The following is a 23,926-nucleotide window of genomic DNA, read 5'->3' on the forward strand; positions in this document are numbered from 1 at the left end:
TCAGGCTCCGTAAGGTTCGAGCACGAGATCGCGTGTGACGATCACGCGCACCGGGAATCCCGGTCGGATGGTGAGCGCCGGCGCTATGTTGAGCTGCCGCTGGACGATCTGCTGGCCTGTCTGGCTGATGCTGTCCGAGGCGCCCTGGCGAAGCGCGCGCATGATGTCGCTCTCCTCGCCCGATGAGCCTGCTTGCGCCCCGATGCTCAGAACCGTGGAAAGCGCGGCAGCCTTGAACAGTTCGCCCCAATGATAGTCGACGCCGTCCTCGAGGCCAGCATAGCCCTCGGCGTCCGCGCCAGGCTCACGTTCCAGAACGATGGAGCGGCCGTCTGGAAAAATCAGTCTGCTCCATACCAGCAACACGCGACGCTGGCCGAAGCCGACACCATTGTCATACTGGCCGATGAGGCGCGTTCCCTGCGGGATGAGACGAATGTGGCCGGTGGGACTGTCATAGACATTCTCCGTTACCTGCGCGGTGATCTGACCCGGCAGGTCGGAGCGAATGCCGGTGATGAGGGCGGCTGCGATGACGGCGCCGGCCTGCAGGACGTTCTTCGACGCCGGCGGCGCAACACGGTCCGACGAGACGGTACGCTTGTCCGGCGGCTGATTGAGGAACGCGAGTTGGCGATCCTGCGCGGAGGGCGTCGTAGGTTGCGGCGCGAGGCCAAGGCTGGCGAGGTCGGTATGGGACGGAGTGCCTGTCGTGCCTGTTCCAGGCTGAGCGGCGGTCGCGTCGCTTGCGGGCCGCGTTTGCGTGGACGCAAACAGACGCGCGGTCCTCGCCGCTTCCAGCTCCTGCTCCCGGCGCTGCTCCTCTGGATCCGGTCCGACCGAGCCCGACGACGGCGCTCCGATGGCCGGGCCGCTATTTTGCGCGTTGAGAATCGGACGGCCGAGATCGCCCGGAAGCGGTGGGCCAAGCTTTGGAACGCCTGCATAGTCCTTTGGGAGGCCGGCGAGCCCATCGGGCGTCGAACGATTGTCGGTTGAATACAGCTCCTGACCCTGGCCTTGTTGACGGTTCTGCAGCGCGTAGATCAACGCACCGCCGACGGCGAGGCTTGCGACTAGCCCCAAGCCGGTTAGCGCCTTTCGGGACAGACGCGTCACGCGCGGCGGCTCGGCGCGTAGCCGCATGGCCGCGGCCGGCTCGCCTGTCAACGGACGGGCGTCATCTTCGGCTGACTCCGCCCTTTCTGCGTCATTTATCGGCCCCCGGCCTTCTTCCTTCCCGGGCTCCATTTTGTCGCTCATGATGACGACCCTCCCCTGTCTGTTCGGAGGTTCGTCGCCGGCGGGGTCTCACCAGGGCCACGCATCCATGAAAATCGACTGCTCCTTACCCCATCGGTGCGAGAGACGCGGACGCGCTGCTGGTTCTTGCCTGCGCCGAAGCGCAACTCGGCGGCGGCAAACAGCCGGTCGACGATCATGTAGTTGCCGCGCACGCGATAGTTGACCAGCTCGGACGTGTCGCCTTGCGGCCCGACCACGAAGAGTGGCGGCATCTCGCCCTGCCCGATGCCCCGCGGGAACTCGATGAACACCTGCTTGCCATCGTCGAAGGCGCGCAGCGGCCGCCATGGTGCGCGATCGCCAGTCACCTCGTAGCGGAAATTGACGCGAGAAAGATCGATGCCTGTCGAGACCGGCTGTGCAGCCTCAGCCTGCTGGTTCTGCCTGCGCAAGGCGATGAGTTGGTCCTGCGGGTATTGCCAGGAAACCGATGCCATATAGGTCGACGGCGTCGAGCGCAGCTCCATGTGATAGGTACGCCGATCGGTATTGATGACGAGATTGGTGAGAAGGTCGGCGCGCGTCGGCTTGACGAGGATGTGGACTTGCTTGGCCCCGCCTGTACCGCTCTCGGTATCGCCGATGATCCAGCGCACGGTGTCGCCGGCGGCGACGGGACCGGAGCCGACGAGCTGCTCGCCGGACTGGAGCGCGATGTCGGTGATCTGCCCCGGCGAGGCATAGACCTGGTAGAGCGCGCCATCGACGAACGGATAGACCTGCATCGAGTTGATGAAGCCGTTGCGGACAGGCTGGACGCGCGCGGCCGCATTGGCCAGGTTCACGCGCGCGGTCGGATCGGTTGGTTCCGGCTCGAGCTTTGCGTCCTTGCCGACCGGCTTCAACTGGCCTGGAAGCGGCAGCGGCTTTGACAGCTCCACCACCTTGACGGCCGGGGGCGGATCGACGGCCTGCACGGCCGGAACCGGATCGTCATAGGAAATCTCCGGTGGCTTCTGCCTGGTGGCACAGCCCACAAGCGTCGACGTGCAAAGCAGAAGTGCTGGAAAGGCCATTTTGCGGAAGGCCGGTATTGTGTGGATGAGGAAAGCCGGACGCCCCCAAGGGGCGGCTTTGCAGAGTGCGGGCGTCATTGTCCAAGCTCCTTCGACCAGTTGATGGCGTTGATGTAGATGCCGAGCGGGTTCTTCCTCAGAGCGTCGGCGTCGCGCGGGGGCTGCACGACAATGGTGATAATGGCCGACCAGCGCTCCGTGGAAGCGAGGGAGCCGTCCTGATAGCGGCGCTCGACCCAGGCGATGCGGAAGCTCACCGGCGATGCGCGGATGACCGATGACACGTCGACGGCGACCTGCTGCTTGCCGACCTTGGTGAACGGGTCATTGGCGCGCGCATAGTCGTTGAGAGCCAGCGCCCCGCCCTGCGTCGCGAAGTCATAGGCGCGCAGCCAGTTCTGCCGCACGATGACCGGATCGGCGGGGATCGACCTCACCTGTTCGATGAAGTGCGCCAGGTAGAAGGCGATCTGCGGATCGTTCGGCTGATAGTCGCCGACCGCAGGGGCGACAGCCTGCGCCTGGCCGAGACGATCGACCTGCACTACCCAGGGCACGATCGAGCCGTTGGCGGATTGCCAGACGAGCGCGGCGGAGAAGCCCGCGGCGAGCGCCAGGGAGGCGAAGGCCATGGTACGCCAGTTGCGCGCCTGTACGCGCGCCGAACCGATGCGCTCGTCCCAGATCTGGGCAGCGCGTTGGTAGGGCGTCTCGGGTTGTGGGGATTTGCCGTAGTGCGTGGACGGTCGTTTGAACATGCTCAGTCTCTTTCAGAGAGGTTGATCGAGGAGCCGCCGCTATGGCTGTCGCCACTGCGAACGGCGTGGGCGGCGGCCTGGACGCCATGGGTCATCTGTTGCGAGCGCTTCATGCGCTTTGCCCAGGCGGGCTGACTTTCGGTGGCGGAGGACGCGACGGGAGCGGAGCCGGCTTCGGGCGCGTTCGCGCCGATTGTGCCAGCGGTGGATGATCCGGCCGTCGTCTCGAAGGCAGCGCGAGCGCCGGACTGGTAGCTGTGCTTCATGCTGCCTGCCGCATTATTGGCCGCGCGCTTGAGCGGTGAGATGGCACCTTGGGCACCGGCGCTGATGACACCGCCGAGTCCGGATGCAACGCTGGAAAAGCCTGACTGTCCGGCGGCGCCGAGCTGGTAGGCTGTGGATGCCCTGCCCGCAGTCGCGGCACCGCCGCGAGCCGCCGCTGCAGCACCGCCAACAGCAGCCGTACCACCCGCCATGACGGCGCCAGAGGTTGCGACGATGCGCGCGAGATTGTTCCAATTGGAGATGAGGTAGGCGAAGACGCCGACGAAGAGCGTCTTCTTGACGAGGCGCGCCATGATGTCGTCGTCGGCACCCCAGGACCAGAAGAGCGCCGCCAGCGCCCGCAGCAATCATGCCGCCGGCGGCGAGCCCGGTTCCGACCGCCGCACCGGCGCCGAGCTGCGGGCCGCCGGAGACGAGGCCGTTGGCAATACCCGGTCCAAATATGCCAAGGCCGAGCAGCGACAGCGCCGCCAGCACGATCGCCATGGCGTCGTCGATCGACGGCGTGGTCCCGCCGAATCCCGAGGTGAACTCGGAGAAAAGGGTCGAGCCAATGCCGATGATGACGGCGAGCACCAGCACCTTGATGCCGGACGAGATGACGTTGCCCAGCACCCGCTCGGCCATGAAGGCGGATTTGCCGAACAGACCGAAGGGAATCAGCACGAAACCGGCGAGCGTCGTCAGCTTGAACTCGATCAGGGTGACGAAAAGCTGGATTGCCAGGATGAAGAAGGCCAGCAGCACCAGCGCCCAGGCGAAGAACATGCAGGCGATCTGGATGAAGTTCTCGAAGAAGGACCAATAGCCCATCAGGTTCGAGATCGAGTCCAGCAACGGCCGGCCGGCGTCCAGCCCGGTCTGCGCCACCTTGCCCGGGCGCATGAGATCGTTGACGGTAAAACCCGTACCCGAAGCTTTCAGGCCAAGCCCGGCGAAGCTTTCAAAGACGGTCACGTCGATGACGATCAGGGTCGTGGCGATGAAGCCGACCTCGCCTCCGAGCAGGCCGAAGCCGCCGTCGATGTAGCGCGTGAAGACTTCGAGGAAATGGTCGATGACGCCCATACCGCCCATGTCAGCGGATCTCCGGCCGGGGCGGCTCGACCTGCATCGCGGGAGCGGTCACATCCGTCCGCTCCCCTTCTTTCCGGTCGGCTGACGACGGCACATCAGGGAATAACGTTTTCGGGGCAACGGCAGCAGGCGCGGTTGCCGAGTCATGTTGACCGAGAAACCGGCGCCGGCTGTCCGCCCACGCTTTCACGCAGCTGGGATCGCGAGGGCCGGCCTCGCCGATTCCGGAACAGCGGCGCAATTCGGACGCGAGCGGGTCTTGTGACGCGATGGAACGGTCCCGCGTCGCCAGGGCGTCCGGCTCATCGTCCTTGCTGCTCATCTCGATTGCGGTCACTGTCAAAGCGACACCGATGAAGACGACTGCGCCGATGCGCGCGAGGATCTTGCCATCCATCGCGCGGGCCTCAGTTCTTGCCATAGAACATCTGCGCACTGCCGGGCTGGTAGCCCGAGCCCTGCGTCAGGAAGCGCCGGCGCTGCTCTCGACCCTGGTCGGCAGCGGTGGCCTGTTCGGCCGATTGCAACGCTTGCGCCCGACCGTTCGCGGCGACGACAGCCGTGAGATCGGCGAGCTGCTGCGCCTGAAGCCCGAGGAGCTGGTTGCCGGCCTGTGCTGCCTGAAGCGCTCCGGTCGCACCCTGGCTCTGGCCGACCAGCGCCGACATCTCACTGCGATTGGTGTCAATGTTGCCGACGACGCCCGCCTGTACACGCATGGCATCCTGAAGGCCACCGACCGTGTTGCCCCAGCGCGAGCGCGCTTCGGCGACAAGTTCCTGGTCCGAAGCCGACAGCGCTGCGCAAGAAGAACGCCAGCGTCATCTTCGCCACGCAGTCGCTCAGCGACATCGATGGTTCGGCGGTCGCGCCTGCGATTATCGAGAGTTGCCAGACCCGGCTTCTCCTGCCGAACGAGCGCGCCATCGAGCCGCAGATCACGGCGATCTATCGCCGCTTCGGCCTCAACGATCGGCAGATCGAGATCATCGCGCGGGCGATGCCGAAGCGCGACTATTACTGCCAGTCCCGTCGCGGCAACCGGCTGTTCGAGCTCGGTCTGTCGGATGTGGCACTCGCGCTCTGCGCTGTATCCGCGAAGACCGACCAGGCCGCGATCGCCCAGATCCTCGCTGAGCACGGCCGCGACGGTTTCCTCGCAGCCTGGCTGACCCACCGCAATTTGCGATGGGCGGCTGAACTCGTTCCCACCCTGACCAGCCCCGCACTCACCAACAAGGAGAAGTCCCCATGAAAATGCGCCGTTCACTTGCCATGCGGCTCGCTGCCCTGCTTGTCGCTCCCGCCGCGCTCTCGCCCATGCTGGCGACACCCGCACAGGCCTTGATCGTTTTCGATCCCTCAAACTATTCGCAAAACGTCCTGACGGCGGCGCGCTCGCTGGAGCAGATCACCAACCAGATCACCTCGCTTCAGAACCAGGCGCAGATGCTCATCAACCAGGCCCGCAATCTCGCAAGCCTGCCGTTCTCCTCGCTGCAACAGCTCCAGCAGTCCGTGCAGCGTACGCAGCAATTGCTCGGTCAAGCGCAGAACGTTGCCTATGACGTCCAGCAGATCGATCAGGCCTTCCAGCAGAAATACGGCAACGTCTCGTCTTCAGCCATTCGCGGAGCTGGCCGGCAAAGCCCTCATCGTCCAGCGCAAGCCAGCCTTCGTCGATGATGAGAAGGGTTGGCGAGCCATCGAGCCGGTCCTCGATGCGATGGAAGAGATAGGATAGCACCGCGGGCGCAGCACCCGTTCCGATCAGCCCTTCGGTTTCGAATGCCTGGACCGACGCCGATCCGAGATGCTCGTGCTCGGCATCGAGCAACCGGCCATAGGAACCTCCGACGCAATAGGGGCGCAATGCCTGCTTGAGATCGTTTGATTGCAGCAGCACGACCAGGCCGGTGATGGTGCGCTCCTCGACAGGCGCGGACGCCAGAGAACTTAACGCCGTCCAGATATGCTCCTTGATCTCAGGCGTGATCGTCACATTCTCACGCGTCAGGATCGCCACGATCCAGTCGGCGGCCCAGGCGCGCTCGGGGACATCGTGAATGCGCGCGAACGGCTGAAGGCTGACGCTATCGGACGCTCCATCGCTGAGATCGCCGCCGAGATCATGCCAGTCGCCGCCCATGGCGAGTGCCGCCGCGCGGATCGAACCGCCGAAATCGAAGGCGAAAACCTGTGACCCCGCGTAGCGGCGGAACTGCAGCGCCATTAGTGCCAAAAGCACGGACTTGCCCGCTCCGGTCGGGCCGACGATCAGCGTGTGGCCGACGTCACCGACGTGAAGCGAAAGCCGGAACGGGGTCGAGCCTTCGGTCTTGCCGAAGAGCAGAGGGGGCGCTGCAAAATGCTCGTCCCGCACCTCGCCCGCCCACACCGCGGAAAGCGGAATGATGTGGGCGAGATTGAGCGTGGAGATGGGAGGTTGACGGACGTTGGCGTAAACATGACCCGGCAGGCTGCCGAGCCACGCGTCGACGGCGTTGATGGTTTCAATGATCGCCGTGAAATCGCGACCCTGGATCACCTTTTCGACTTGGCGCAGGTTTTCGTCGGCGATGCGGGGATCATCGTCCCACACCGTCACCGTCGCGGTGACATAGGCCATGCCGGCATAGTCAGCGCCGAGCTCCTGCAGCGCCATGTCGGCGTCGGCGGCCTTGTTCGCAGCGTCGGTGTCGACGAGGACGGAGGCCTCGTTGGTCATCACCTCCTTGAGGATCGCCGCGACCGATTTGCGCTTGGCGAACCATTGACGCCGGATCTTTGTCAGCAGCCTCGTCGCATCGGTCTTGTCGAGCAGGATCGCGCGTGTCGACCAACGATACGGGAAGGCCAGCCGGTTCAGTTCGTCGAGCAGGCCCGGCGTGGTCGCGGTCGGGAAGCCCGTGACCGTGAGAACGCGCAGATGCGAAGCGCCAAGCCGCGGCTCGAGCCCGCCGGTCAGCGGCTGGTCGGCCAGCATGGCATCGAGATACATCGGCGTTTCGGGAACGCGGACACGGTGGCGATTGGTCGAGACGCAGCCATGCAGATGGGTCAGCGTCTCGGCGTCATCGAGCCAGCGGCACTCCGGCATGAAGGCTTCGACAAGGCGCAGGACGCGGTCGCTGCGATCGGCGAACCCGGTCAGCACCTCATTGGGGTCGAGGCCCCTCTTTTCGCGGCCTTCGTAGAGCCAGCTTTCCGCACGCGCTGTGTCTTCGGCGGGTGCAAGATAGGTGAGCGTCAGGAAGTAGCTGGACTCGAAATGCGCGCCAGCCTCCTCGAAGCCCGCCTTTCGCTCCGCATCGACCAGCGTCGAGGCCGCATCCGGAAATCGGCTGTCGGGATAGCGGGTGGAGGCATGGCGCTGCGCCTCGACGAAGATCGCCCAGCCGGAGCCGAGGCGGCGTAAGGCATTGTTGAGCCGGCCGGCGACGGCGACCAGTTCGGCCGGCACGGCGCTGTCGAGATCAGGACCGCGAAAACGCGCGGTGCGCTGGAAGCTGCCGTCCTTGTTGAGGACGATTCCAGCGCCGACCAATGCCGCCCAGGGCAGGAAGTCAGCGAGCCGGCTGCTGCGGTTGCGATATTCGGCAAGGTTCATCATCTGTGCGACCTCGCTTAGACCGTGAGATGCGCAGGGATGCGCAGATGCCGGCGAACCACGTCGGCGAAAAGCGGATCGCGCTTGGCGGCCCAGACTGCGGCAACATGGCCGATCGCCCAGATGGCGATGCCGACGAGCCACAGACGCAGCCCCAGCCCCACGGCGCCCGCGAGTGTCCCATTCATGATGGCAATGGCACGGGGGGCCCCGCCGAGCAGGATCGGCTCGGTCAACGCGCGGTGCACGAGGACCGTATAGCCCGGCACTGCATAATCCGGCATGGGGCCGCCCTGTTCGAGAGCGCCCGCCATCAAACCAGCGCTCCGCCGCCGAACGAGAAGAACGACAGGAAGAAGCTCGACGCCGCGAAAGCGATGGACAGGCCGAACACGATCTGGATGAGCCGGCGGAAGCCGCCCGACGTGTCGCCGAAGGCCAGCGTCAGGCCGGTTACAATGATAATGATCACAGCCATGATCTTGGCGACCGGGCCTTCGATCGACTGGAGGATCTGTTGCAGCGGCTGTTCCCACGGCATCGATGAGCCGGAGGCATAAGCGGGCGCGGCCATCACCAGGATGAGCGTGGCACCGGAAACGGTCATGGCGAGACGTTGGCGCGCGAGGCGCATGCGTTGGATCACGGATTTTCTCCTTCAGGGCTTTGGATGAGCAAGGTCGGGCTGTCGTCGCCCTCGACGACGGCAGGCGCGACCCGGTAATCGCCGTCCGGGCTCAGGCCATCGACACGGGCGAGTTCGGACAGCCGGCGCGCGGAGCCGCGGCCGGAAAGGACGGCAACCAGGTCGATCGTTTCGGCGATCAGCGCGCGTGGAACCGTGACGACGGCTTCCTGGATGAGCTGCTCCATGCGTCGGAGCGCACCAATGGCGCTGCCGGCGTGGATCGTGCCGACGCCGCCGGGATGGCCGGTGCCCCAAGCCTTGAGCAGTTCGAGCGCCTCGGCCCCGCGCACTTCGCCGACCGGAATGCGGTCGGGGCGCAGGCGAAGCGATGAGCGAACAAGATCAGATAGAGACGCGATGCCGTCTTTCGTGCGCATCGCCACGAGATTTGGCGCGGCGCATTGCAGTTCCCGCGTATCCTCGATGATGACGACGCGATCGGCGGTCTTGGCCACTTCAGCGAGCAGCGCGTTGATCAGCGTCGTCTTGCCCGTGGATGTGCCGCCTGCAACGAGGATGTTCGCGCGGTTGGCAACGCCCTCGCGCAGCGCGTCCGCCTGCTGCGCCGACATGATTCCGGTCGCGACATAATCTTCAAGGGTGAAGATGGCGACGGCGGGCTTGCGGATCGCGAAGGCGGGCGCCGCGACGACGGGAGGAAGAAGCCCCTCGAACCTCTCCCCCGTCTCGGGCAGCTCGGCCGAGACACGTGGGGCGCCAGCATGGACTTCGGCACCGACATGATGAGCGACGAGGCGAACGATGCGTTCGCCGTCCGCCGCTGACAAACGTTCGCCCGTATCGGACAGGCGATCGATCCACAAACGTCCATCGGGATTAAGCATCACTTCGACGATGCCGGCGTCGTCGAGATAGTGCGCGATCGCGGGTCCGAGCGCTGTGCGCAACATGCGTGCGCCGCGAGCCAGACCTTCTGAATTGTGAGGCGAAGCTGCCATCCTGTCCCCGTTTCGATCCGGGGGAACATGGGCGGCCCCTGGACGGGGATGATTAAGAGAGCCGTATCTCGAGTGGTTTCAACATCTATATCGAGGCGTAGTGGCGTAGCGTGCAAATACAGGAGATCGGCGGTGCCGACGTAAACGGCGCAAGGCGGCGATTGTTAGTTCTGCTTTAGGTACGGCGATTATCTATATGGTCCTCGACAGGCCGGTACCCTAATCCACGTATTAGACTGCGCGCGGTACAAAGGCGAATCCGCTGCGACAGCTACGAGGGTTGCCCAGCGTCTCTTGATTTTGTACCCAGCCAAGATCGAAAACATGGAGTCTGATTATGGACGACTACGACAACGAAAAAGGCGCAAAGCCTGAAGACGTGCGCGCCTCGTTGAAGGGATGGGCTTGGTTTATTGCTCTGACGCTCGGGATCTTTGGTGCCGCCTACGCTTGGATTGAGACCTAAGGGCGCGCCTTAGGTACGGGGCTTAGAGAGCCGACGCTGGCGCGCTGCAACACCGTCAATAACTTCGAGTCGCGGCGAACCCAGCTGCGAAATTGTCGCCGTAGGTCTGGCGAAGGTGTCCACCTTCGTGTTCCCGTGCTTTTCGCTATACCGTCCTGGTTGCGGTGGCGCCCATCCGAACCTGGATAATCAATTGTCCGCTCGCCGGCAAAGCCGTCTGATCAAGCGGCTTCAGCACGAGTTGACCGTCGAGTCTTGTGGCGAACCACCACGTCGACCTTGTAGTCGAGCCGGTCCAGACAGCGAACCAGCCTGTCTATTGAAAACTTACCCGTTCGCCCTGTGGCGATCGCGGAGACGTCGGGCTGCTTCATTCCGAGCAGTTCAGCCGACTTCGCCTGGGTCAGGCGCCGGCGCTTGATAATGGCGCGGATCTCGCGGGCCAGCTTGGCCTTGAGCAATTCCTCTTCGGGATTGTCAAAGCCGAGGTCCGCAAACACGTTGCCGCTGCTCACTTCGGCGGTGATGTCTTCTGTCATGACTTTGATCCTTTCCCATAGTTTTCGCGATAATGCGCCTCGGCCGCCTTCAATCGTACTGTGACGAGATCGATTTCTTGCTTAGGCGTCTCCCTGCCCTTCTTCGACTTCTTCTGGAAGCAATGAAGGACGTAGATCACACCAGCGAAGCGGACGGTGTAGACGGCGCGGTAGGTATCTCCGTCAAAGTCGTCGACCACCTCAAGGATGCTGCGGCCCCCAAACCCTTTCAGGGCTTTGACAGCCGGGTGCTCCTCACCATTCTGGGCGTCGTTGATTGCGACACCCATCAACCGGCGAACATCGACCGGAAACTCGCGCAGGTCATCCTTCGACAACCCCATCCATATCGTGGGCTTTTGGTTTCTCATTCGCCCTTTGCCTTATAGCATACAGACTATAATTTTCAACGAAAAATCCTGACACCGCCTAGCCACTGAAAATAACTGGTTCGGCTCAGACGCCTGTTTTTCCAGGTGGTCATAGAAGCTCATAAAGGCGTGGTCCCTCATGCAATCACAGATCTCAAATTGCGGATTTCGCGCCCAACATGGTTCCCGTATAAGCGACCCCACCCTGCGGCTGTCTAGTTCTCGTCTGCCAAACCCGACAGGTTGGCAACGCGCGTTCCATGGCAACATATCGTTCCAACGCTTTGATATATTTGACATATCGATGCTTGCGAAATCTCGGTTCGCCAGTCCATTTAGCGCGCGGGCGTGCCGGGCTGGTTTGTGTCCAGACCGCCATCGATGTCCTCGGAGATCTCCTGCCGAAGCTTTGGACCTTTCGCCAGGCGCCGGCCGAGCGCGGTGACGAAGGCATCATAGCGCTCGCCAGCCTTGGCGTGGGCTGCCTGTGCCGCGGGCTCGGGCAAAGCCGGTGTTGTCGCCAGCCAGAAGCGGACGAAAACGGCGAGCGTCTCCACGGCAATCGCGACATCGCGCTCCTGGCGTGTCATGCGGCGATCGAGCTGGTCAAGCCGCTTGGTGATCGCCGCCTCCTGTCGCTCGGCGGCATCTGGTGAGAGGAACGACTCGATGGCCGCATCGGCAACGAGTGATCGCGAAAGATCTCGTCGCGCCGCATGTTCGGCCAGCCTGCTCATGACCTTCGGATCGAGATAGACGGACAGGCGTTGTTTGCGGGGTGCCTTTATCATCGGAGCCTCACATATCCACGCCGTCGCCCGGGTCGAGCGACGCCTGCCGCGCAACGCCCTGCATCAGGCGCGTCAGTCGACGGTTGCGGGCAACCTCGTCCTCCACGTCGTCCAGGTGATCGATCTCGAATTCGTTCTCGGTCGAAGGCTTCACGACCTGCTCGGCGCGACTAAGCTCAGGTTGCCGACGACGCTCGGAATCAGTTGTGTCGTCATCCGTGGCCGACGGCGCCGACATGGCTTCAGCAATCTGCGGACGCGAAGGCAGAGGCAGTCTGGTCCAGTCGTCGGGCCTCCCCTCCTCCGCCGCCGCCGTCAGCACCGGCGGCGGCAGGATACGCTGCCGGAAGCGAGCATCCTCATGATAGCGCGCCTTTTTGGCTCGGATCGGCGGCGCACCCGAAACCATGACAATCTCGTCGGTGGCCGGCAGCTGCATCACTTCACCAGGCGTCAGCAGAGGCCGAGCCGTCTCCGAACGGGAGACCATGAGATGACCGAGCCACGGCGACAGCCGGTGGCCGGCATAGTTCCTCATGGCCCTCATCTCGGTCGCTGTTCCCAGAGCGTCGGACACGCGCTTGGCGGTGCGCTCGTCATTGGTGGCGAAGCTTACCCGGACGTGGCAGTTGTCGAGGATCGAGTTGTTGGCGCCGTACGCCCTCTCGATCTGATTGAGGGATTGAGCGATGAGGAAGCTTTTCAGGCCGTAGCCGGCCATGAAGGCGAGCGCCGACTCGAAGAAGTCGAGGCGGCCAAGCGCCGGGAACTCGTCGAGCATCAGGAGCAGCCGGTGCCCTTTCGCCCTCACCTGCAGATCTTCCGTCAAGCGGCGACCGATCTGATTGAGGATCAGCCGGATGAGCGGCTTGGTCCGGTTGATGTCGGACGGCGGCACGACGAGGTAGAGTGTGGTCGGATGTTTGTCGTCGACAAGGTCGCTGATACGCCAGTCGCAGCGGCGGGTCACCTCTGCCACGACAGGATCGCGATAAAGGCCAAGGAAAGACATGGCGGTGGACAAAACCCCAGAGCGCTCGTTGTCGGATTTGTTCAAGAGCTCCCGCGCGGCGCTGGCGATGACCGGGTGCGGACCGGCTTCACCCAGATGCGCGGTTTTCATCATCGCCGACAGCGTCGATTCGATCGGACGCTTTGGATCGGAGAGGAATCCGGCGACGCCGGCAAGCGTCTTGTCCTGCTCGGCGTAAAGGACATGCAAGATCGCGCCGACCAGAAGGGCATGGCTGGTTTTCTCCCAATGGTTTCGCCGCTCGAGCGAGCCTTCAGGATCGACCAGGATGTCAGCGATGTTTTGAACATCGCGGACTTCCCATTCGCCGCGGCGCACCTCGAGCAGTGGATTGTAGGATGAGGATTGCGGATTGGTGGGATCGAACAGCAGGACACGGCCATGCCTGGCGCGGAAGCCCGCGGTGAGTTGCCAATTCTCGCCCTTAATGTCATGGACCACAGCGGAGCTCGGCCAGGTCAGCAGTGATGGGACGACGAGGCCGACACCCTTGCCCGAACGTGTGGGCGCGAAGCACAGCACGTGCTCCGGTCCATCGTGGCGCAGATAGGCGCCGTCAAACCGCCCAAGCACCACTCCGTCGGAGCCGAGAAGGCCAGTTGCCTTGACCTCCTGCTTGTCGGCCCAGCGGGCGGAGCCGTGGGTCTCGACCTTCTTGGCCTCGCGAGCCCGCCAGACCGACATGCCGATGGCGACGGCGATGGAGGCGAAACCGCCCGACGCCGCGATAAAGGCTCCCTCCACGAAGATTGTTGGAGCGTAGGCATCGAAGCCGTACCACCACCAGAAGAATGACGGCGGGAGGTAAAACGGAAAGCCCAGGATACGGAACCATGGCCTGCCGAGCTCGGGCTGGAACGCCAGACGCCAGGCCACCCACTCCGTTGCGCCCCAGGTCGTGAAAATCACGATCGCGACGACCGCGAGGATCTGGCCCCAGAATATCTTGGTGGCGGACATAGTCACGGTCCTTTCTTCACAAAGAGGTTAGAGGCCGAGGCCGCGCTTGCGGCCAAAACTCCAGTCGATGCCGTCGTCATTGCGAGCGACGCCAGAGACGTGGCGGCCAAGATGTTTTTCGAGAGATGGCGTCCAGGGCACCAGTTGGAACCCTAGCCCGTCATCGATCATGGCGAAGCGGCCCGATGCGAGCATGAAGCGCTGCCGGTAGGAACCAGCCACAAACTCGCCGCCGCGAACGCGGTTGAAAGGCTGGCCGGTTTCGGCCGAGAGCTTTTCACCGAGCGCATCCAGTTCGCGGCGACGCAGCGTGTCGATCAGGTTGCGCGTGAAGCTGATGCGTTGGCCGTGCCGCTCGCCGAGGCCCTGTTCGACGAGGTGGTCGGCGCGGCGCTGCATTGCCTGCCGCACCTCGGCGCCGAAACCGGATTCCGACAGTGCAATCGGTTCGCGGGCGATATTTTGACGGTCAAGCCAGGTCGCGCCGGCGGCGGAAACCTGCCGCTCAATATCGAGATCGGAACGGACAGCAAGTGCTGCGCGCGAATGTCCCTGCGCGTCATTGAACTTGCGCAGCTCAACAATGGAACCCGGAGCGCTGTCGCCCGCGGCCTCGAGATCGGACAGCTTGATGTGGTGGGTGCGGCCGTCGGTGCCATCGACCACGGCGTAGGCGCTGCCCTTCAGCTCATCATCGAGACTGCGGTCGACCAGCCGACCGAGGATCGGCGTGTCCAGGCGGTCCGCCGCCAGCACATAATTCGCCGATCCGCGCTCGATGCCCTGTTCTGTCAAGGCGCGGTGCATCCGCTTGATGATGTCGCCGCGTTCGCCAAGCTCGCGCAGCGTCGCCTCGGCCTTGTCGTCGATCGTCCATTGGCCCGGGCCGACCTGTTCGGCAAGGCCAAGGGTTTCGAGCTTGCGCACCCGCCCGACCTTCAGCACGTGATACTCGTCGGGCTGAGCGTTCGCCGGGGACGCAAGATCGACAACGCCTGTGTCACGGCCATCGCGAACAAGCTGCCGGTCAAGCTGGGTCCAGCGTTCGGCCTCGACCTGACGCTGCAGATTGCGGCGGATATCGAGATCGGTGCGCGGGCCGAGCTCCTGGGTAACGAGGTCGGCGGCGCGGGCGCGCATCCCCTCCTTGATGTAATCGCGAGAGATGACGAGATCCTGCCCGTCATCAGTCTGTCCGCGCAGGATGATGTGAAGGTGCGGGTTGTCGGTGTTCCAGTGATCGACGCCAGCCCAATCGAGTTTTGTGCCGAGGTCCTTTTCCATCTGGCCCATCAGATCGCGGGCGAAGGATTTGAGATCCGCCATGTCGACGGCGTCTTCCGGCGAGACGATGAAGCGGAAGTGGTGCCGATCATCGCCACACCGCTCGGCAAAAGCACCGCCATCCACCTCCCCGGCCTCCGGCCCGAACAGCCTTGCCTTCTCCCCGTCACGGGTGACGCCCTCGCGGCGCAGATAGCTGAGATGAGCGGCAAGCGGTGCGCCGCGCGCGTGATGTCGCACCAGCCGTGTCTTGATGATCACGGTTCGCGAGCGGCCGGTGAGGAGACGATTGGCGCGCACGCTCGCCGAGCGGCCACGCCCGAACGTCGAGCGATTGCCCGGGCTGATCCGGCCGGAGCGAGAGATGCGGGCGCCGGCCTTCTGTGCGGCGGCAAGCGCCTGCGCGATGAAGGGCCTGGCGCGCTGGGCGCTGGGCGAGCGGATACGGCCGGGCCGGATCCGGAAACCATCCTCGCTGGTCATGGCGAAGGCTCCGCACATCGTACCAAGGCACGGAAATCACAGGCAAATCGGTGTTCCGGCGAGGTGCGCGAAACCTTCGCACCTCGCGGAAATGCGGCATAACCACTTGAAACAACACGACCGACCCACGCCGCACCTCGCGGCCTTTTATCTCGCCATCTTCCGGTTGTTCTGCCCACCTTCCGCCTCCATCCACGCCACGGTGCCCTGGTACTCGCGGTTGTGCGAAGACGCCCATGCGCGCTCATGGCTGGATCCCTTCGCCCGCTCGCGCCACGAAGAGTCCTTCGGACAGCGGCACGATGGCGGAGACATCGCGCACGGTGGGTGCAGAGTTCACGTCATTTGGTGGTCGCTCGGTCGGCACGAGAGCGACAGCTTGTTTGCGATCCGGCTGACCGACGAAGAGCGAGCCGTGCTTCCAGGGAATGGCCTCGACAGACGTGACTTCGAAAGGGCGGAGGGTTGCGCGACCTCCGGCAAGCGGGGCAAGTGCTGCGACATAGGCGCGGGTCTCGGCCGGCAACGGACGCCCAGTGAGGTAGGCTTGGTATCGTGCAGGTCCCGCGTTGTAGGCGGCCAGAAATCCCGGCGAGCCGTAGCGATCATGCAGTTCGCGCAGGTAAGCCGTTCCAGCCAGGATGTTGTCGCGGGGATCGAACGGATCACGACCAAGCGACCAGCGGGCGCGCAGATCATCCCATGTGCGGGGCATGATCTGCATTAAGCCGCGGGCGCCGGCGCTGGAGACGGCGCGCGCGTCGCCCGCACTCTCCTTGCGCATGATGGCGCGGATCAGCGCAGTCGAGACGCCGAAGCGTTGCGAGGCTTCGCTGATGTGGGCGCTGAACGGATCGGCTTGGGACGACCGCCCGACGGTCAAGTCCTGCGCCACTGTCCCCGCCGGCATGACGGTGGCGATGGACAGGCCGCAAAGGAGGAGCAGAGCCATGCGCCGGGCAGCACGAAGCGGCCCGGACGCACCGCGATGGCTCGTCGAAGAACGGCGAGCGCGCATCGTTCAATCCTTCTCGCTGCGGTCGCGCGGGCGCGCCCAGTGCAGCGACCAGAACGTTTTGTCGTCGCCGTTGCGAAAGAGGTTCGCGCGTATCGGCTGGGCGAAAGTCGGGTCGTCGAGCTGGATCGAGACATAGTCGCCTGCCTTTTCGCTGGAGCGTTTCCAGCCGGCGCCAATCTCGGGGCCGTCCTCGTTTCCGGCGTGAATGCGGTAGTCAGGCGCATTCTCCGTTTCGCTCGCCTCTGCCGCCACGATGGTGATATCCAGGTTGAGGCTGAGCGTGTGGATGCGCCCGCTATAGCCAGTCTTCTGGCGAGTGAACTCTCCGATCTGTTGCATGTCAGGCTCCTGTTTCTAGTCGTGCGGTGATGAAGGCTGGCGGCACGACGCGCGCCGCTGGTCGCGCGCTCACCGCGTTGGCGCGCGCCATTCGAAGCGGCCGTTGCCGTCCTCGGCGGTCCACAGCGGGACGGCGCGGCCGATGATCTGGGCGGTGGAGGTGAGGCCGAAGTAGCGGCCGTCGAGACTGTCGCGGACCTGCCAGTTCATCAGGAAGACTTCGCCGGTCGCGATGCGGCGGCAACCCTGCCAGACCGGAAGGTCACGGCCGGCCCGATCACGCTCGAGCGCCGCGCCCGCCTCGATTCCATCGACAGTGATGGTGAGGTTCGAGCGACAGACCCGTTGCCCGGATACGCCAAGGATGCGCTTCAGGAGTGGCACGCCCCTCGGCAGATAGCCGCGCTCATCGAGGAACGCAGCGAGTGGCTCGGGCGCGTCCACGGCGACAAGATCGCTGACCTCGGACGGCCGGTGGAAGTCGATCGTGTAGAAGCCGATCGGTGCGCTAGCTGATGCATTCCAGATGAGCTTCGTGGGCATCGAAGTGAGGCCGGGATAGCCGACGCCCATAGTTGCGAGAACACTGGCGAGGATGATGCCGGCGCGCGTCACGGCTCGGTCCTCTTGCGCAGGAGGAAGGCGCGATGTTGGTCGAGTGTGTAGCTGCGCGGTTCGTGGCGGGCGGTAATCCGGTTGTGGATGTGCCGCCAATGATCGGGCGACACCAACTCAGGCTCGATGTCGAGGCGCTGGATGGCGTCGATCGCCTGCAGCACGCGTTCGACCTTGGGCCAGCTCTCGACCTTCAGCAGGATGTCGCCGCCCGGGCGCACGAAGGGCAGTGTCTGATAGGCTTCGCCACGTGTGACCGCACGCACGATATCGATGCGTGAGATGATCGTTCCGAAGTCGTTCGCGGCCCAGCGCACGAAGGCGAAGACCGTGCCGGGGCGATAGGACAGGATGCGCCTGCGACGGTCGACGATCTGTTCCTTGGCGTGCGTGCCGAACCGTATCCAGTTCTCTTGCCTCTTCTCGACCCAGGTCAGTTCAACATGGACGAGATTGTCAGTGGCGTGGTGTGTGGCCGGGAACGCGCCACGCACGCGAGAAGCCGCGATGCCAGTCATGAGGGGTTCTCCTGATGTGGTCGGAAATTCGCGTGCGAGCCTCGCGCGCGCAGCATGTCGGCGTCGGTGACGTCGTGCTGGAAAGCGGCGATGCGGTCGCGCACCTGCGGCGTCGTGTCGGTGGTCGGGCGCACGATGAAGGCAGACTGAACGACGGTCCCCAACGCGCCGACAGCGGCCTTGATCCGCGTATCAGGATCGGACTGCCGCGATGCACGGCAGTGCATTCCGGACTGCTGTCGCGCGATCCCCTCGGTCTCGCGCACGGGTGCAGCGGTCTCTCGCGCTGCCGTGCGATCGCCATCAAGGACGAAATGCGCGCCGCTCGGGCCGGGAGATGCACGCTTCGCGGAGACGCGCCAGCATCTCTGCCAACGCCAATCCGTGGAACGGCGACGGTTGCACTTGAGCAGCACGAGGGCGGCGAGCAGCGCGACCCGATTTCCCTTACAGGCCAATTCGCCGGCGAGATGCAACGTCAAAGTCGCCTTGCCGACACAGCTCTTCTGATTGAGGAGCGCGACGATCATCGGGGGCCTCCCGAGCGTGGATCAAGAGGCGGAGTCGGAGATTCGGACGCGTTGGTTGCCGTGCTGCTGCCGTCAGAATCCGATGGCGCATTCGAGGTCTTGTCGGTGTCTATGCTGAGCGCGTCGCTGGTTCGTCGGATGAGCCTTTGCACACCACGCGCGCGCGCTTCAAGGTTAGAATCAGGGTTAGAGTCTAAGTTAAGGGCGCGATTTCGACTTTGCGTTCCGGAGGTTAGGCCCCGTTTGGGTTCCTGATAGCACGAGCCCGCGGTTCCCGATGGCACGATAGTTCCGGTTCCCGATAGCACGAGGCCTTCCACAGGCTTTGCACAGGACGCGATCCGCTCGAAGGCGAGCAGCGTCCGGCCGCCAATCTCCACTTCCAACGCAAGGGTGTAGCCGGGCAGCGGCTGGCGGCGGATGATGTCGCGCAGCTCGAAGGTAAAGCGCTTGTAGGGCGACAGGCTGCCGGATTTCTGGTGAAGGTGTCGGAAGTCGAAGCGCCAGCCGTCGCGCTGGCGTCCGCCATGCTTGCGCACCAGCCGATAGAGCCAACGCTCCAGCCCGCCGGTCAGGTCGAAGTAGCCGCGATCGATTGTCAGCACGAGCGCGTCATCGAGAACCGCGTGGTAGAACCAGTCGGGTACGATCAACTCGATCCCCGCGGGCTTGCCATGGCGGTCGATGCGCTCCTGCCACTCATTGATCCAAGAGAAGCGGTGGCGCCGGCCTTCGGCGGGCTGACGGATGGTCGTCGAGACGGTCGTCGACTGCAGCCGGTCGAGCGCTGCCTTCAGGCGTTGATAGTCGCGCAGGCTCTTGCCTCGGCCGACGAAGGTGAGAATCTCATAGGGCGTGGCGGCCATCAGCCGCGAGGTGCGAAGCCCGGTGTCACGCGCCTCGACGATCTGGCTGGCGGCCCAGATCAGGATGTCGGCGTCCCAGATGGTCGCCATGCCGTGATCGGGTACGGCCTCGACCCGGATCGTGACGCTGCCGGCGGCAAAATCGATCGGGGTGATGCGATGAGTCTTGGAAAGGGAGAAGAACGGATAGGCCATGAGATCCTGCGCGTCTCGTGGGGCGAAGTCGCCAGGCAGCGCCCGGAACAGGTCGAGCTGCCCGCGCTCCGAAAGGGTTTGGTTTCGCACCACCATCTGGAAATCTGCGCGCGATCAGCGTGCGTATCGTCCGCCATGCGCCGGCGGCGTCGGTGTATGACGCTTGGCCGGCAGGACCGACCCACGCGGATCGGATGTAGAGGTGACGGCGCCGCGTTCGGCCCAAGCCTGAAGATCGTCGACGGCATAGACGACACGACCGCCGAGCTTTCGGTAGGCCGGACCAGTGCCATAAGTACGGTGCTTTTCGAGCGTGCGGGCGGACAAGCTGAGGAAATCCGCGGCTTCCTTGGTGCGCAGGAAGCGCGGCGGCAAAACGGCGATATCGGGTCGCATGGGTCGGACCTCCGTGGGGTTTTGGGCAGCCGCTGGCGTTCAGCGGTGGACGGCGACCACGGTGGCGGAGAATGGGGTTCGCAAGGGATGGGGAAGTTGAGGGAGGCTAAAATCCCACCCCCCTGTCCAGTGTCACAACCGCTACGATCGGCGGCGATGACGCAGGATCTGCAAATAGCCGCCGCCGATCATGGCGGTGGCGCCTTCGACCAGGCCGATCACCGCATCGCGCAGTGCGGAGGTTTTCCAAGGATCGGCAGCGACGCGCTTAGACCCGTAAAGGGCGACGGCAATGTCGCGGTAGCTCGCGCCATTCGAGTGGCCGTCAGCGGCCTGCATCATCAGACGAAAGCGGCGTCGCTGCTGTGGTGTCATCCGCGTGTCCGAAGCTGTTGGGCGCCTTTGCCAGGAACGCCAGAAACGGGTGAGTGCTTCGATCCGTCCCAGCGTTTCTGCATCCAAGGGGATCAGCGCCGCCAGGTGGCCGTGCGGGTCACTGCCGGGCAGAAGGAGAAGTTGGGTCGCGACACCTGCACTATGGACAGTGTGGCGTCCTTCCGGGCTGTCGTGGACCACGCCCAGGCCGGTCAACGGCGCCGATCGCAAGGACGACAGGAATTCCGGCGCCGGCACGAGAGAAACCACAGCTGGATCGACGTCAGGCGACCACAGAACGTCTTGCGCCAAGGCGGACAAATCTGGCCTAGCCGGGAAATCGCAACCCCCACAGCCGCTGTGCCTTACGGTGGAAGGGTGCTTTTTCGGATCTTGTGGTCAGGAGCGCTTGGTAGTGCCGTTGATAGGGTTCGTGACGCCGCAGACACTCCCAGGCGAGCCCTTCGATGGGTAATGTATCGAAATAATCATAGCTGGCATTGTCTCGCCAATGCGACGTATCCGGCCTCATCCAAGAGCTCCTCGCAAACAACGCGTAGACCCCGCCTCCAAACGATTCCGGGTTGTACCGATTGGCGGAAGACCCTTGCCGGGCATCGGGTGATGCCACTTCGGCATCACCCGCGAACCACAGGCGCTGCGGTGCTAGTTGCCGGGTCGACGCAAGAGATGACGGTAGCCTGCACGCGCCATCCAGCGCGCTCGCGCCAGATGGCTGTCGTGGATGCGCCGGGCGCGTTGTGGCTCCTTCGTCAGATCAATGCCGAAGAGGATTTCAACCACCTCGCGCCAGTCCGCACCGTCGTCGGCGGCGTCAAGCAGGCGCACATAGAGCTTGATGTGTTCCCGATCGTATTCGGTGAGTTCGTCACTGGTCGGCGCGGTTTCGTCAAACGGCTCGATCATAGCTTGCCTCGTCTTCACAGAGTGAAAGCCTGCATTTTACAGAATCCACCGCGCCGACGGAGGATAGTTGACAAGCATCAGGCGATGCGGTTTCGGCATCGCTCTCGGCTTGAGTGAACCGAACCGGACCTGCGCGGAAGAAGGCCCCGGCCTTCCGGCCGGGGCCTGCGCGGTCCTCAGTCACCCCGCCGCGCGTTCGGGCGGGACCAGATGAGCGAGAAACCCTCACCTTCCTCGTCGTTGAAGAGGTTGGCGTAGATCGGAGCGTTGAAACTCGGATCGTCGAGCTTGAGACCCAGGTAGTCGCGGCCCTCGTTGGAGGTCTTCGACCAGGCGGCGCCGATCTCGGCGCGGCCGACCAGCACCCGGTGGCTCGGAGCGTTCTCGCCAGTGGCGCGGGTGTCTGGGACGATGCGCACGTTCTTGGCCTGGACGCTAAGGGTGACAATTTCACCGGTGAATTCGTTCGCGGTGGTCTTCTTGAAGGTGCCGATGGTAGCCATTGTAAGTCTCCGTTTTCTGTTCCCGAGCCCGCACCATGCGGCCTCGATGGCGATCGGTTGGCCGGAGGCGACCGACGACGCATCGCTTGCGACCGGAGCAACGCGGAGGACGGCGCTGGAACGGCTTTCTTGTCTCGCGAGGAATGGCGGCGCTCGGGGTCCCCATGCGCTTGCGGCATGGGGTGGGCGCCGGCAGGGGAAGAAAGTCGAGACGCGCCGTTGCGGCCTAGGCGGTCGAGGCTTCACCCGTCCTTCGGCCAGATCAGCCCATTGAAGAGGCCGTTTGGAGCGCTCTTGGGACAGATTGGCAACGGAGACGTTGCAACGCGCCTCCGGCAGATCGCTACAAGCTTCACCGGCATAACGCATTCCAGGCACAGATTCCGCGCACCTGCAACGCCCCGCCACCGCGCGCGCTGCCGTCCTGCTACCGACTGGTCGGTCTGCCATGGGCATCGACCGAAGAAAGTCCAAGTCCACAGACGGGGCCGCGCCGGCACGTGGCCGTTGCTCGATCCTGGCATGGAACCCGATTGCTCCAACCACCGATAATGAGGTGGCTAGGCCTTCGTCGGTCTGGTCCGCCCGCGTCGCCCGCGCGGGTCTAGGCTCGAACCACGTCCCTGCCGGATTGGTCGGCGGCTGTCATGCCCGCGACCCGGAGATATGCCGTGACGCCGACGGCGGTCGCGCCAATGACGGAAAAGACGATCTGCCAGGTTTCCGAAGGCATCATGTGCTTCGCGATGCCATGGGAGGCATGGTAGCCGGCAACGATCGCAGGCGCGATGAAGACCAGCGTGATCGCCAGCTTGGCCCACATGGGGCTGATAACGCCGAGGATGATTTGGCCGACGCCGAGCGTCAACCCGGCTGCGAGGCTACCGACGAGGATCGCGCCAAGCCAGCCGGCACCGGTGTTGAATGCCCACGTGCCTGCGCTGACCCCGACGAACAACGGAAGGGCGAAGATAGCAAGCGTGAAGAGCAACCAGCACAGGATGCCGATGGCCGCGATACAAACGAACATGCCGAGGATGATCATGGTGGTGTCTCCGAGAGAATAGCTCTGGCGATTGCGCCTTCCACCACCACCTCGGCGCAGCGCAGAGCATAGCAACGAAAACCACGGGCGAAAACTGCCGAAGCTCTGTTTCGCCAGCGGCAATGTTCGCCCCGTCATGGGGCGAACGGGTCGACTTCGCCGATGATGGCGGTGTCTTCGCCGTCATACTCGTTCGCCGGCACGACCGAGAGAGTGCCGTCGCCGGCACGAAAGATGACGATGGTGACCATGAGAGTGGCGGCGAGGCTGAAGGCGAAGGCATGTGCGTCGGCGAAGGACATCGATCCGGCTCCTGTTTGAAGCGGAGGACCCTCCCCCGCTGACAGGCGCCCGATGTGTCCGGCCGATGGCCGCAATCACCGCGAAGGCGAAGCCGGAGCGGCGGCACGCTTCGCGTAGTCCGACCCCTTGCCGGTTGATGGCGTCAGGCCGTCGGCTGGGCCAAGGATCAGCGCAATGGATCGCGGGGTGTGGTCATCTTCAAGTCAGGAGCACCGGGCGTCGTTGGCGCGACGCTCATGTTCCGTGAGAGTCTGAGCAAGCCGGCGCGCGATGTGGCGGGCGTCGAGCGAGAAACCGGACGGCCATGAACGCGATGGGTCCCGTTGGAAGCCGCCACGCTGAAAATGAGGATGAAGCTGGGCGATGACGCTGTGCAGTCGCGGTGGCAGGCCCAATCCAGCTCTCTCGGCGTAAAGAGCCGCCTTGCCGAGATCGTGCCCGATATGGCGGCGGTTCCAGCAATCGTCGGTCGCTGTTCTGAGAAGATGCGACTTCAGGAGCAATTCAATGGCGATGGCGATGGCGTGAAGGGCCGCATTGTGCCTGCCTAGATCCGCCGCCCAGTCAGCGCCATCAAGGTGGGCGGCGGCATTGCGTAAGAAGGCGTCGGCGAGCGCGATGTCCGGCGTGAAGTTTTCGGGAAAGGAAACGAGCGACATGGCTTGAAG

The 23,926-nt window shown here is 64.1% G+C and carries 28 protein-coding genes and 5 pseudogenes; 3 read left to right on the plus strand and 30 right to left on the minus strand.

The features are described from left to right. The 7 genes and pseudogenes from NKH71_RS10900 to NKH71_RS10925 form a co-directional block, all read right to left on the minus strand. A complete protein-coding gene (locus NKH71_RS10900) occupies positions 1 to 1,263 on the minus strand; it encodes a TraB/TrbI/VirB10 family type IV secretion system protein (RefSeq protein ID WP_352894898.1) in 1,263 nt (420 codons plus the stop codon). Beyond that, on the minus strand, positions 1,260 to 2,399 hold the full coding sequence (gene trbG / locus NKH71_RS10905) for a P-type conjugative transfer protein TrbG (RefSeq protein WP_352894900.1): 1,140 nt from the start codon (positions 2,397 to 2,399) through the stop codon (positions 1,260 to 1,262). Before trbG ends, NKH71_RS10900 begins: the two co-directional genes overlap by 4 nt. Beyond that, positions 2,396 to 3,079 (minus strand): conjugal transfer protein TrbF, encoded by a 684-nt coding sequence (gene trbF, locus NKH71_RS10910; protein WP_352894902.1) that lies wholly within the window; start codon positions 3,077 to 3,079, stop codon positions 2,396 to 2,398. Before trbF ends, trbG begins: the two co-directional genes overlap by 4 nt. Before the next feature lie 2 nt (positions 3,080 to 3,081). Next, positions 3,082 to 3,660: a hypothetical protein gene (locus tag NKH71_RS33420; protein ID WP_502900349.1), complete on the minus strand. Its 579-nt coding sequence runs from the start codon at positions 3,658 to 3,660 to the stop codon at positions 3,082 to 3,084. 31 nt (positions 3,661 to 3,691) lie between these two features. Further along, positions 3,692 to 4,444, minus strand: a pseudogene (gene trbL / locus NKH71_RS33425) (P-type conjugative transfer protein TrbL); the annotation flags it as partial. Between the two features lies 1 nt (position 4,445). Beyond that, positions 4,446 to 4,841 (minus strand): putative entry exclusion protein TrbK-alt, encoded by a 396-nt coding sequence (trbK-alt, locus tag NKH71_RS10920; RefSeq protein WP_352894904.1) that lies wholly within the window; start codon positions 4,839 to 4,841, stop codon positions 4,446 to 4,448. A gap of 10 nt (positions 4,842 to 4,851) precedes the next feature. After that, positions 4,852 to 5,247 (minus strand): annotated as a pseudogene (locus NKH71_RS10925) (TrbJ/VirB5 family protein); the annotation flags it as partial. On the opposite strand from NKH71_RS10925, the pseudogene NKH71_RS10930 reads away from it, so the two are divergent. Together NKH71_RS10930 and NKH71_RS10935 are read left to right on the plus strand one after the other, a co-directional pair. After that, a pseudogene (locus NKH71_RS10930) lies at positions 5,244 to 5,699 on the plus strand (conjugal transfer protein TrbE); the annotation flags it as partial. The pseudogenes NKH71_RS10925 and NKH71_RS10930 overlap by 4 nt on opposite strands. A gap of 65 nt (positions 5,700 to 5,764) precedes the next feature. Beyond that, positions 5,765 to 6,007 (plus strand): annotated as a pseudogene (locus tag NKH71_RS10935) (TrbJ/VirB5 family protein); the annotation flags it as partial. On the opposite strand, the gene trbE reads toward NKH71_RS10935, so the two are convergent. The 4 genes from trbE to trbB are packed head-to-tail and all read right to left on the minus strand — an operon-like array spanning position 5,901 to position 9,701. Next, positions 5,901 to 8,057, minus strand: coding sequence for a conjugal transfer protein TrbE (trbE, locus tag NKH71_RS10940; protein WP_352894905.1), 2,157 nt, complete (start codon positions 8,055 to 8,057; stop codon positions 5,901 to 5,903). The pseudogene NKH71_RS10935 and the gene trbE overlap by 107 nt on opposite strands. Before the next feature lie 14 nt (positions 8,058 to 8,071). Beyond that, positions 8,072 to 8,368 carry a VirB3 family type IV secretion system protein gene (locus NKH71_RS10945; RefSeq protein WP_352894907.1) on the minus strand — a complete coding sequence of 99 codons (297 nt, stop codon included), beginning with the start codon at positions 8,366 to 8,368 and terminating at the stop codon, positions 8,072 to 8,074. Continuing rightward, entirely contained in the window at positions 8,368 to 8,688 is a 321-nt protein-coding gene (locus tag NKH71_RS10950; protein WP_352894995.1) for a TrbC/VirB2 family type IV secretion system protein, read from the minus strand. Before NKH71_RS10950 ends, NKH71_RS10945 begins: the two co-directional genes overlap by 1 nt. A gap of 8 nt (positions 8,689 to 8,696) precedes the next feature. Then, positions 8,697 to 9,701 carry a P-type conjugative transfer ATPase TrbB gene (gene trbB, locus NKH71_RS10955; RefSeq protein WP_352894908.1) on the minus strand — a complete coding sequence of 335 codons (1,005 nt, stop codon included), beginning with the start codon at positions 9,699 to 9,701 and terminating at the stop codon, positions 8,697 to 8,699. Between the two features lie 337 nt (positions 9,702 to 10,038). Here trbB and NKH71_RS10960 point away from each other — a divergent pair, with 337 nt between their 5' ends. Beyond that, a complete protein-coding gene (locus NKH71_RS10960; protein ID WP_352894910.1) occupies positions 10,039 to 10,167 on the plus strand; it encodes a hypothetical protein in 129 nt (42 codons plus the stop codon). A 221-nt stretch (positions 10,168 to 10,388) separates the two neighbouring features. Here the strand turns inward: NKH71_RS10960 and NKH71_RS10965 are convergent, their stop codons facing one another. The 19 genes and pseudogenes from NKH71_RS10965 to NKH71_RS11055 all read right to left on the minus strand — a co-directional run bounded on the left by NKH71_RS10965 (position 10,389) and on the right by NKH71_RS11055 (position 23,917). Further along, entirely contained in the window at positions 10,389 to 10,706 is a 318-nt protein-coding gene (locus tag NKH71_RS10965; RefSeq protein ID WP_023685975.1) for a helix-turn-helix domain-containing protein, read from the minus strand. Further along, positions 10,703 to 11,077: a type II toxin-antitoxin system RelE/ParE family toxin gene (locus NKH71_RS10970; RefSeq protein WP_352894912.1), complete on the minus strand. Its 375-nt coding sequence runs from the start codon at positions 11,075 to 11,077 to the stop codon at positions 10,703 to 10,705. The genes NKH71_RS10965 and NKH71_RS10970 overlap by 4 nt, the downstream gene beginning before the upstream one ends. Positions 11,078 to 11,412: 335 nt before the next feature. Next, positions 11,413 to 11,868 (minus strand): ribbon-helix-helix protein, CopG family, encoded by a 456-nt coding sequence (locus NKH71_RS10975; protein ID WP_352894914.1) that lies wholly within the window; start codon positions 11,866 to 11,868, stop codon positions 11,413 to 11,415. 7 nt (positions 11,869 to 11,875) lie between these two features. Then, the gene (locus NKH71_RS10980; RefSeq protein ID WP_352894915.1) at positions 11,876 to 13,861 is read right to left on the minus strand and encodes a conjugal transfer protein TraG; all 1,986 of its coding nucleotides are present in this window, start codon (positions 13,859 to 13,861) and stop codon (positions 11,876 to 11,878) included. Positions 13,862 to 13,888: 27 nt separating this feature from the next. Further along, entirely contained in the window at positions 13,889 to 15,628 is a 1,740-nt protein-coding gene (locus NKH71_RS10985) for a relaxase/mobilization nuclease domain-containing protein (protein WP_352894917.1), read from the minus strand. A 244-nt stretch (positions 15,629 to 15,872) separates the two neighbouring features. Next, positions 15,873 to 16,646, minus strand: coding sequence for a lytic transglycosylase domain-containing protein (locus NKH71_RS10990; protein WP_352894919.1), 774 nt, complete (start codon positions 16,644 to 16,646; stop codon positions 15,873 to 15,875). A 3-nt stretch (positions 16,647 to 16,649) separates the two neighbouring features. Then, positions 16,650 to 16,985 (minus strand): DUF736 domain-containing protein, encoded by a 336-nt coding sequence (locus tag NKH71_RS10995; protein WP_352894921.1) that lies wholly within the window; start codon positions 16,983 to 16,985, stop codon positions 16,650 to 16,652. Between the two features lie 69 nt (positions 16,986 to 17,054). Then, on the minus strand, positions 17,055 to 17,600 hold the full coding sequence (locus tag NKH71_RS11000; RefSeq protein ID WP_352894923.1) for a S26 family signal peptidase: 546 nt from the start codon (positions 17,598 to 17,600) through the stop codon (positions 17,055 to 17,057). Next, complete coding sequence (locus NKH71_RS11005; RefSeq protein ID WP_352894925.1) at positions 17,597 to 18,118, minus strand: DUF2840 domain-containing protein; 522 nt, start codon at positions 18,116 to 18,118, stop codon at positions 17,597 to 17,599. Before NKH71_RS11005 ends, NKH71_RS11000 begins: the two co-directional genes overlap by 4 nt. A 272-nt stretch (positions 18,119 to 18,390) precedes the next feature. Next, positions 18,391 to 18,648 (minus strand): annotated as a pseudogene (locus NKH71_RS33430) (hypothetical protein); the annotation flags it as partial. Then, on the minus strand, positions 18,645 to 19,805 hold the full coding sequence (locus tag NKH71_RS11015; RefSeq protein WP_352894927.1) for a replication initiator protein A: 1,161 nt from the start codon (positions 19,803 to 19,805) through the stop codon (positions 18,645 to 18,647). The pseudogene NKH71_RS33430 and the gene NKH71_RS11015, both read right to left, overlap by 4 nt. A gap of 18 nt (positions 19,806 to 19,823) precedes the next feature. Next, positions 19,824 to 20,105 (minus strand): helix-turn-helix transcriptional regulator, encoded by a 282-nt coding sequence (locus tag NKH71_RS11020; protein ID WP_352664840.1) that lies wholly within the window; start codon positions 20,103 to 20,105, stop codon positions 19,824 to 19,826. Positions 20,106 to 20,246: 141 nt separating this feature from the next. Next, on the minus strand, positions 20,247 to 20,792 hold the full coding sequence (locus NKH71_RS11025) for a DUF2285 domain-containing protein (protein ID WP_352894929.1): 546 nt from the start codon (positions 20,790 to 20,792) through the stop codon (positions 20,247 to 20,249). 16 nt (positions 20,793 to 20,808) lie between these two features. Then, positions 20,809 to 21,012 carry a transcriptional regulator domain-containing protein gene (locus NKH71_RS11030; RefSeq protein WP_352894931.1) on the minus strand — a complete coding sequence of 68 codons (204 nt, stop codon included), beginning with the start codon at positions 21,010 to 21,012 and terminating at the stop codon, positions 20,809 to 20,811. A gap of 134 nt (positions 21,013 to 21,146) precedes the next feature. Further along, on the minus strand, positions 21,147 to 21,407 hold the full coding sequence (locus tag NKH71_RS11035) for a DNA -binding domain-containing protein (protein ID WP_352894932.1): 261 nt from the start codon (positions 21,405 to 21,407) through the stop codon (positions 21,147 to 21,149). Positions 21,408 to 21,583: 176 nt separating this feature from the next. Next, positions 21,584 to 21,910 (minus strand): DUF736 domain-containing protein, encoded by a 327-nt coding sequence (locus NKH71_RS11040; protein ID WP_352894933.1) that lies wholly within the window; start codon positions 21,908 to 21,910, stop codon positions 21,584 to 21,586. Between the two features lie 604 nt (positions 21,911 to 22,514). Then, a complete protein-coding gene (locus NKH71_RS11045) occupies positions 22,515 to 22,955 on the minus strand; it encodes a hypothetical protein (RefSeq protein WP_352894934.1) in 441 nt (146 codons plus the stop codon). A 134-nt stretch (positions 22,956 to 23,089) separates the two neighbouring features. Then, on the minus strand, positions 23,090 to 23,257 hold the full coding sequence (locus tag NKH71_RS11050) for a hypothetical protein (protein ID WP_352627450.1): 168 nt from the start codon (positions 23,255 to 23,257) through the stop codon (positions 23,090 to 23,092). Positions 23,258 to 23,461: 204 nt separating this feature from the next. Continuing rightward, on the minus strand, positions 23,462 to 23,917 hold the full coding sequence (locus tag NKH71_RS11055) for a hypothetical protein (protein ID WP_352894936.1): 456 nt from the start codon (positions 23,915 to 23,917) through the stop codon (positions 23,462 to 23,464). Positions 23,918 to 23,926 lie beyond the last annotated feature (9 nt).

It is taken from the genome of Mesorhizobium sp. M0983, from assembly GCF_040318975.1.
GTDB lineage: Bacteria > Pseudomonadota > Alphaproteobacteria > Rhizobiales > Rhizobiaceae > Mesorhizobium.

Coding starts and splice junctions, on each gene's coding strand:
- NKH71_RS10900 (WP_352894898.1), bottom strand. CDS start 1,263: ATGAGCGACAAAATGGAGCCCGGGAAGGAAGAAGGCCGGGGGCCGATA.
- trbG (WP_352894900.1), bottom strand. CDS start 2,399: ATGACGCCCGCACTCTGCAAAGCCGCCCCTTGGGGGCGTCCGGCTTTC.
- trbF (WP_352894902.1), bottom strand. CDS start 3,079: ATGTTCAAACGACCGTCCACGCACTACGGCAAATCCCCACAACCCGAG.
- NKH71_RS33420 (WP_502900349.1), bottom strand. CDS start 3,660: ATGGCGCGCCTCGTCAAGAAGACGCTCTTCGTCGGCGTCTTCGCCTAC.
- trbK-alt (WP_352894904.1), bottom strand. CDS start 4,841: ATGGATGGCAAGATCCTCGCGCGCATCGGCGCAGTCGTCTTCATCGGT.
- trbE (WP_352894905.1), bottom strand. CDS start 8,057: ATGATGAACCTTGCCGAATATCGCAACCGCAGCAGCCGGCTCGCTGAC.
- NKH71_RS10945 (WP_352894907.1), bottom strand. CDS start 8,368: ATGGCGGGCGCTCTCGAACAGGGCGGCCCCATGCCGGATTATGCAGTG.
- NKH71_RS10950 (WP_352894995.1), bottom strand. CDS start 8,688: ATGCGCCTCGCGCGCCAACGTCTCGCCATGACCGTTTCCGGTGCCACG.
- trbB (WP_352894908.1), bottom strand. CDS start 9,701: ATGGCAGCTTCGCCTCACAATTCAGAAGGTCTGGCTCGCGGCGCACGC.
- NKH71_RS10960 (WP_352894910.1), top strand. CDS start 10,039: ATGGACGACTACGACAACGAAAAAGGCGCAAAGCCTGAAGACGTGCGC.
- NKH71_RS10965 (WP_023685975.1), bottom strand. CDS start 10,706: ATGACAGAAGACATCACCGCCGAAGTGAGCAGCGGCAACGTGTTTGCG.
- NKH71_RS10970 (WP_352894912.1), bottom strand. CDS start 11,077: ATGAGAAACCAAAAGCCCACGATATGGATGGGGTTGTCGAAGGATGAC.
- NKH71_RS10975 (WP_352894914.1), bottom strand. CDS start 11,868: ATGATAAAGGCACCCCGCAAACAACGCCTGTCCGTCTATCTCGATCCG.
- NKH71_RS10980 (WP_352894915.1), bottom strand. CDS start 13,861: ATGTCCGCCACCAAGATATTCTGGGGCCAGATCCTCGCGGTCGTCGCG.
- NKH71_RS10985 (WP_352894917.1), bottom strand. CDS start 15,628: ATGACCAGCGAGGATGGTTTCCGGATCCGGCCCGGCCGTATCCGCTCG.
- NKH71_RS10990 (WP_352894919.1), bottom strand. CDS start 16,646: ATGCGCGCTCGCCGTTCTTCGACGAGCCATCGCGGTGCGTCCGGGCCG.
- NKH71_RS10995 (WP_352894921.1), bottom strand. CDS start 16,985: ATGCAACAGATCGGAGAGTTCACTCGCCAGAAGACTGGCTATAGCGGG.
- NKH71_RS11005 (WP_352894925.1), bottom strand. CDS start 18,118: ATGACTGGCATCGCGGCTTCTCGCGTGCGTGGCGCGTTCCCGGCCACA.
- NKH71_RS11015 (WP_352894927.1), bottom strand. CDS start 19,805: ATGGTGGTGCGAAACCAAACCCTTTCGGAGCGCGGGCAGCTCGACCTG.
- NKH71_RS11020 (WP_352664840.1), bottom strand. CDS start 20,105: ATGCGACCCGATATCGCCGTTTTGCCGCCGCGCTTCCTGCGCACCAAG.
- NKH71_RS11030 (WP_352894931.1), bottom strand. CDS start 21,012: ATGAGGCCGGATACGTCGCATTGGCGAGACAATGCCAGCTATGATTAT.
- NKH71_RS11035 (WP_352894932.1), bottom strand. CDS start 21,407: ATGATCGAGCCGTTTGACGAAACCGCGCCGACCAGTGACGAACTCACC.
- NKH71_RS11040 (WP_352894933.1), bottom strand. CDS start 21,910: ATGGCTACCATCGGCACCTTCAAGAAGACCACCGCGAACGAATTCACC.
- NKH71_RS11045 (WP_352894934.1), bottom strand. CDS start 22,955: ATGATCATCCTCGGCATGTTCGTTTGTATCGCGGCCATCGGCATCCTG.
- NKH71_RS11050 (WP_352627450.1), bottom strand. CDS start 23,257: ATGTCCTTCGCCGACGCACATGCCTTCGCCTTCAGCCTCGCCGCCACT.
- NKH71_RS11055 (WP_352894936.1), bottom strand. CDS start 23,917: ATGTCGCTCGTTTCCTTTCCCGAAAACTTCACGCCGGACATCGCGCTC.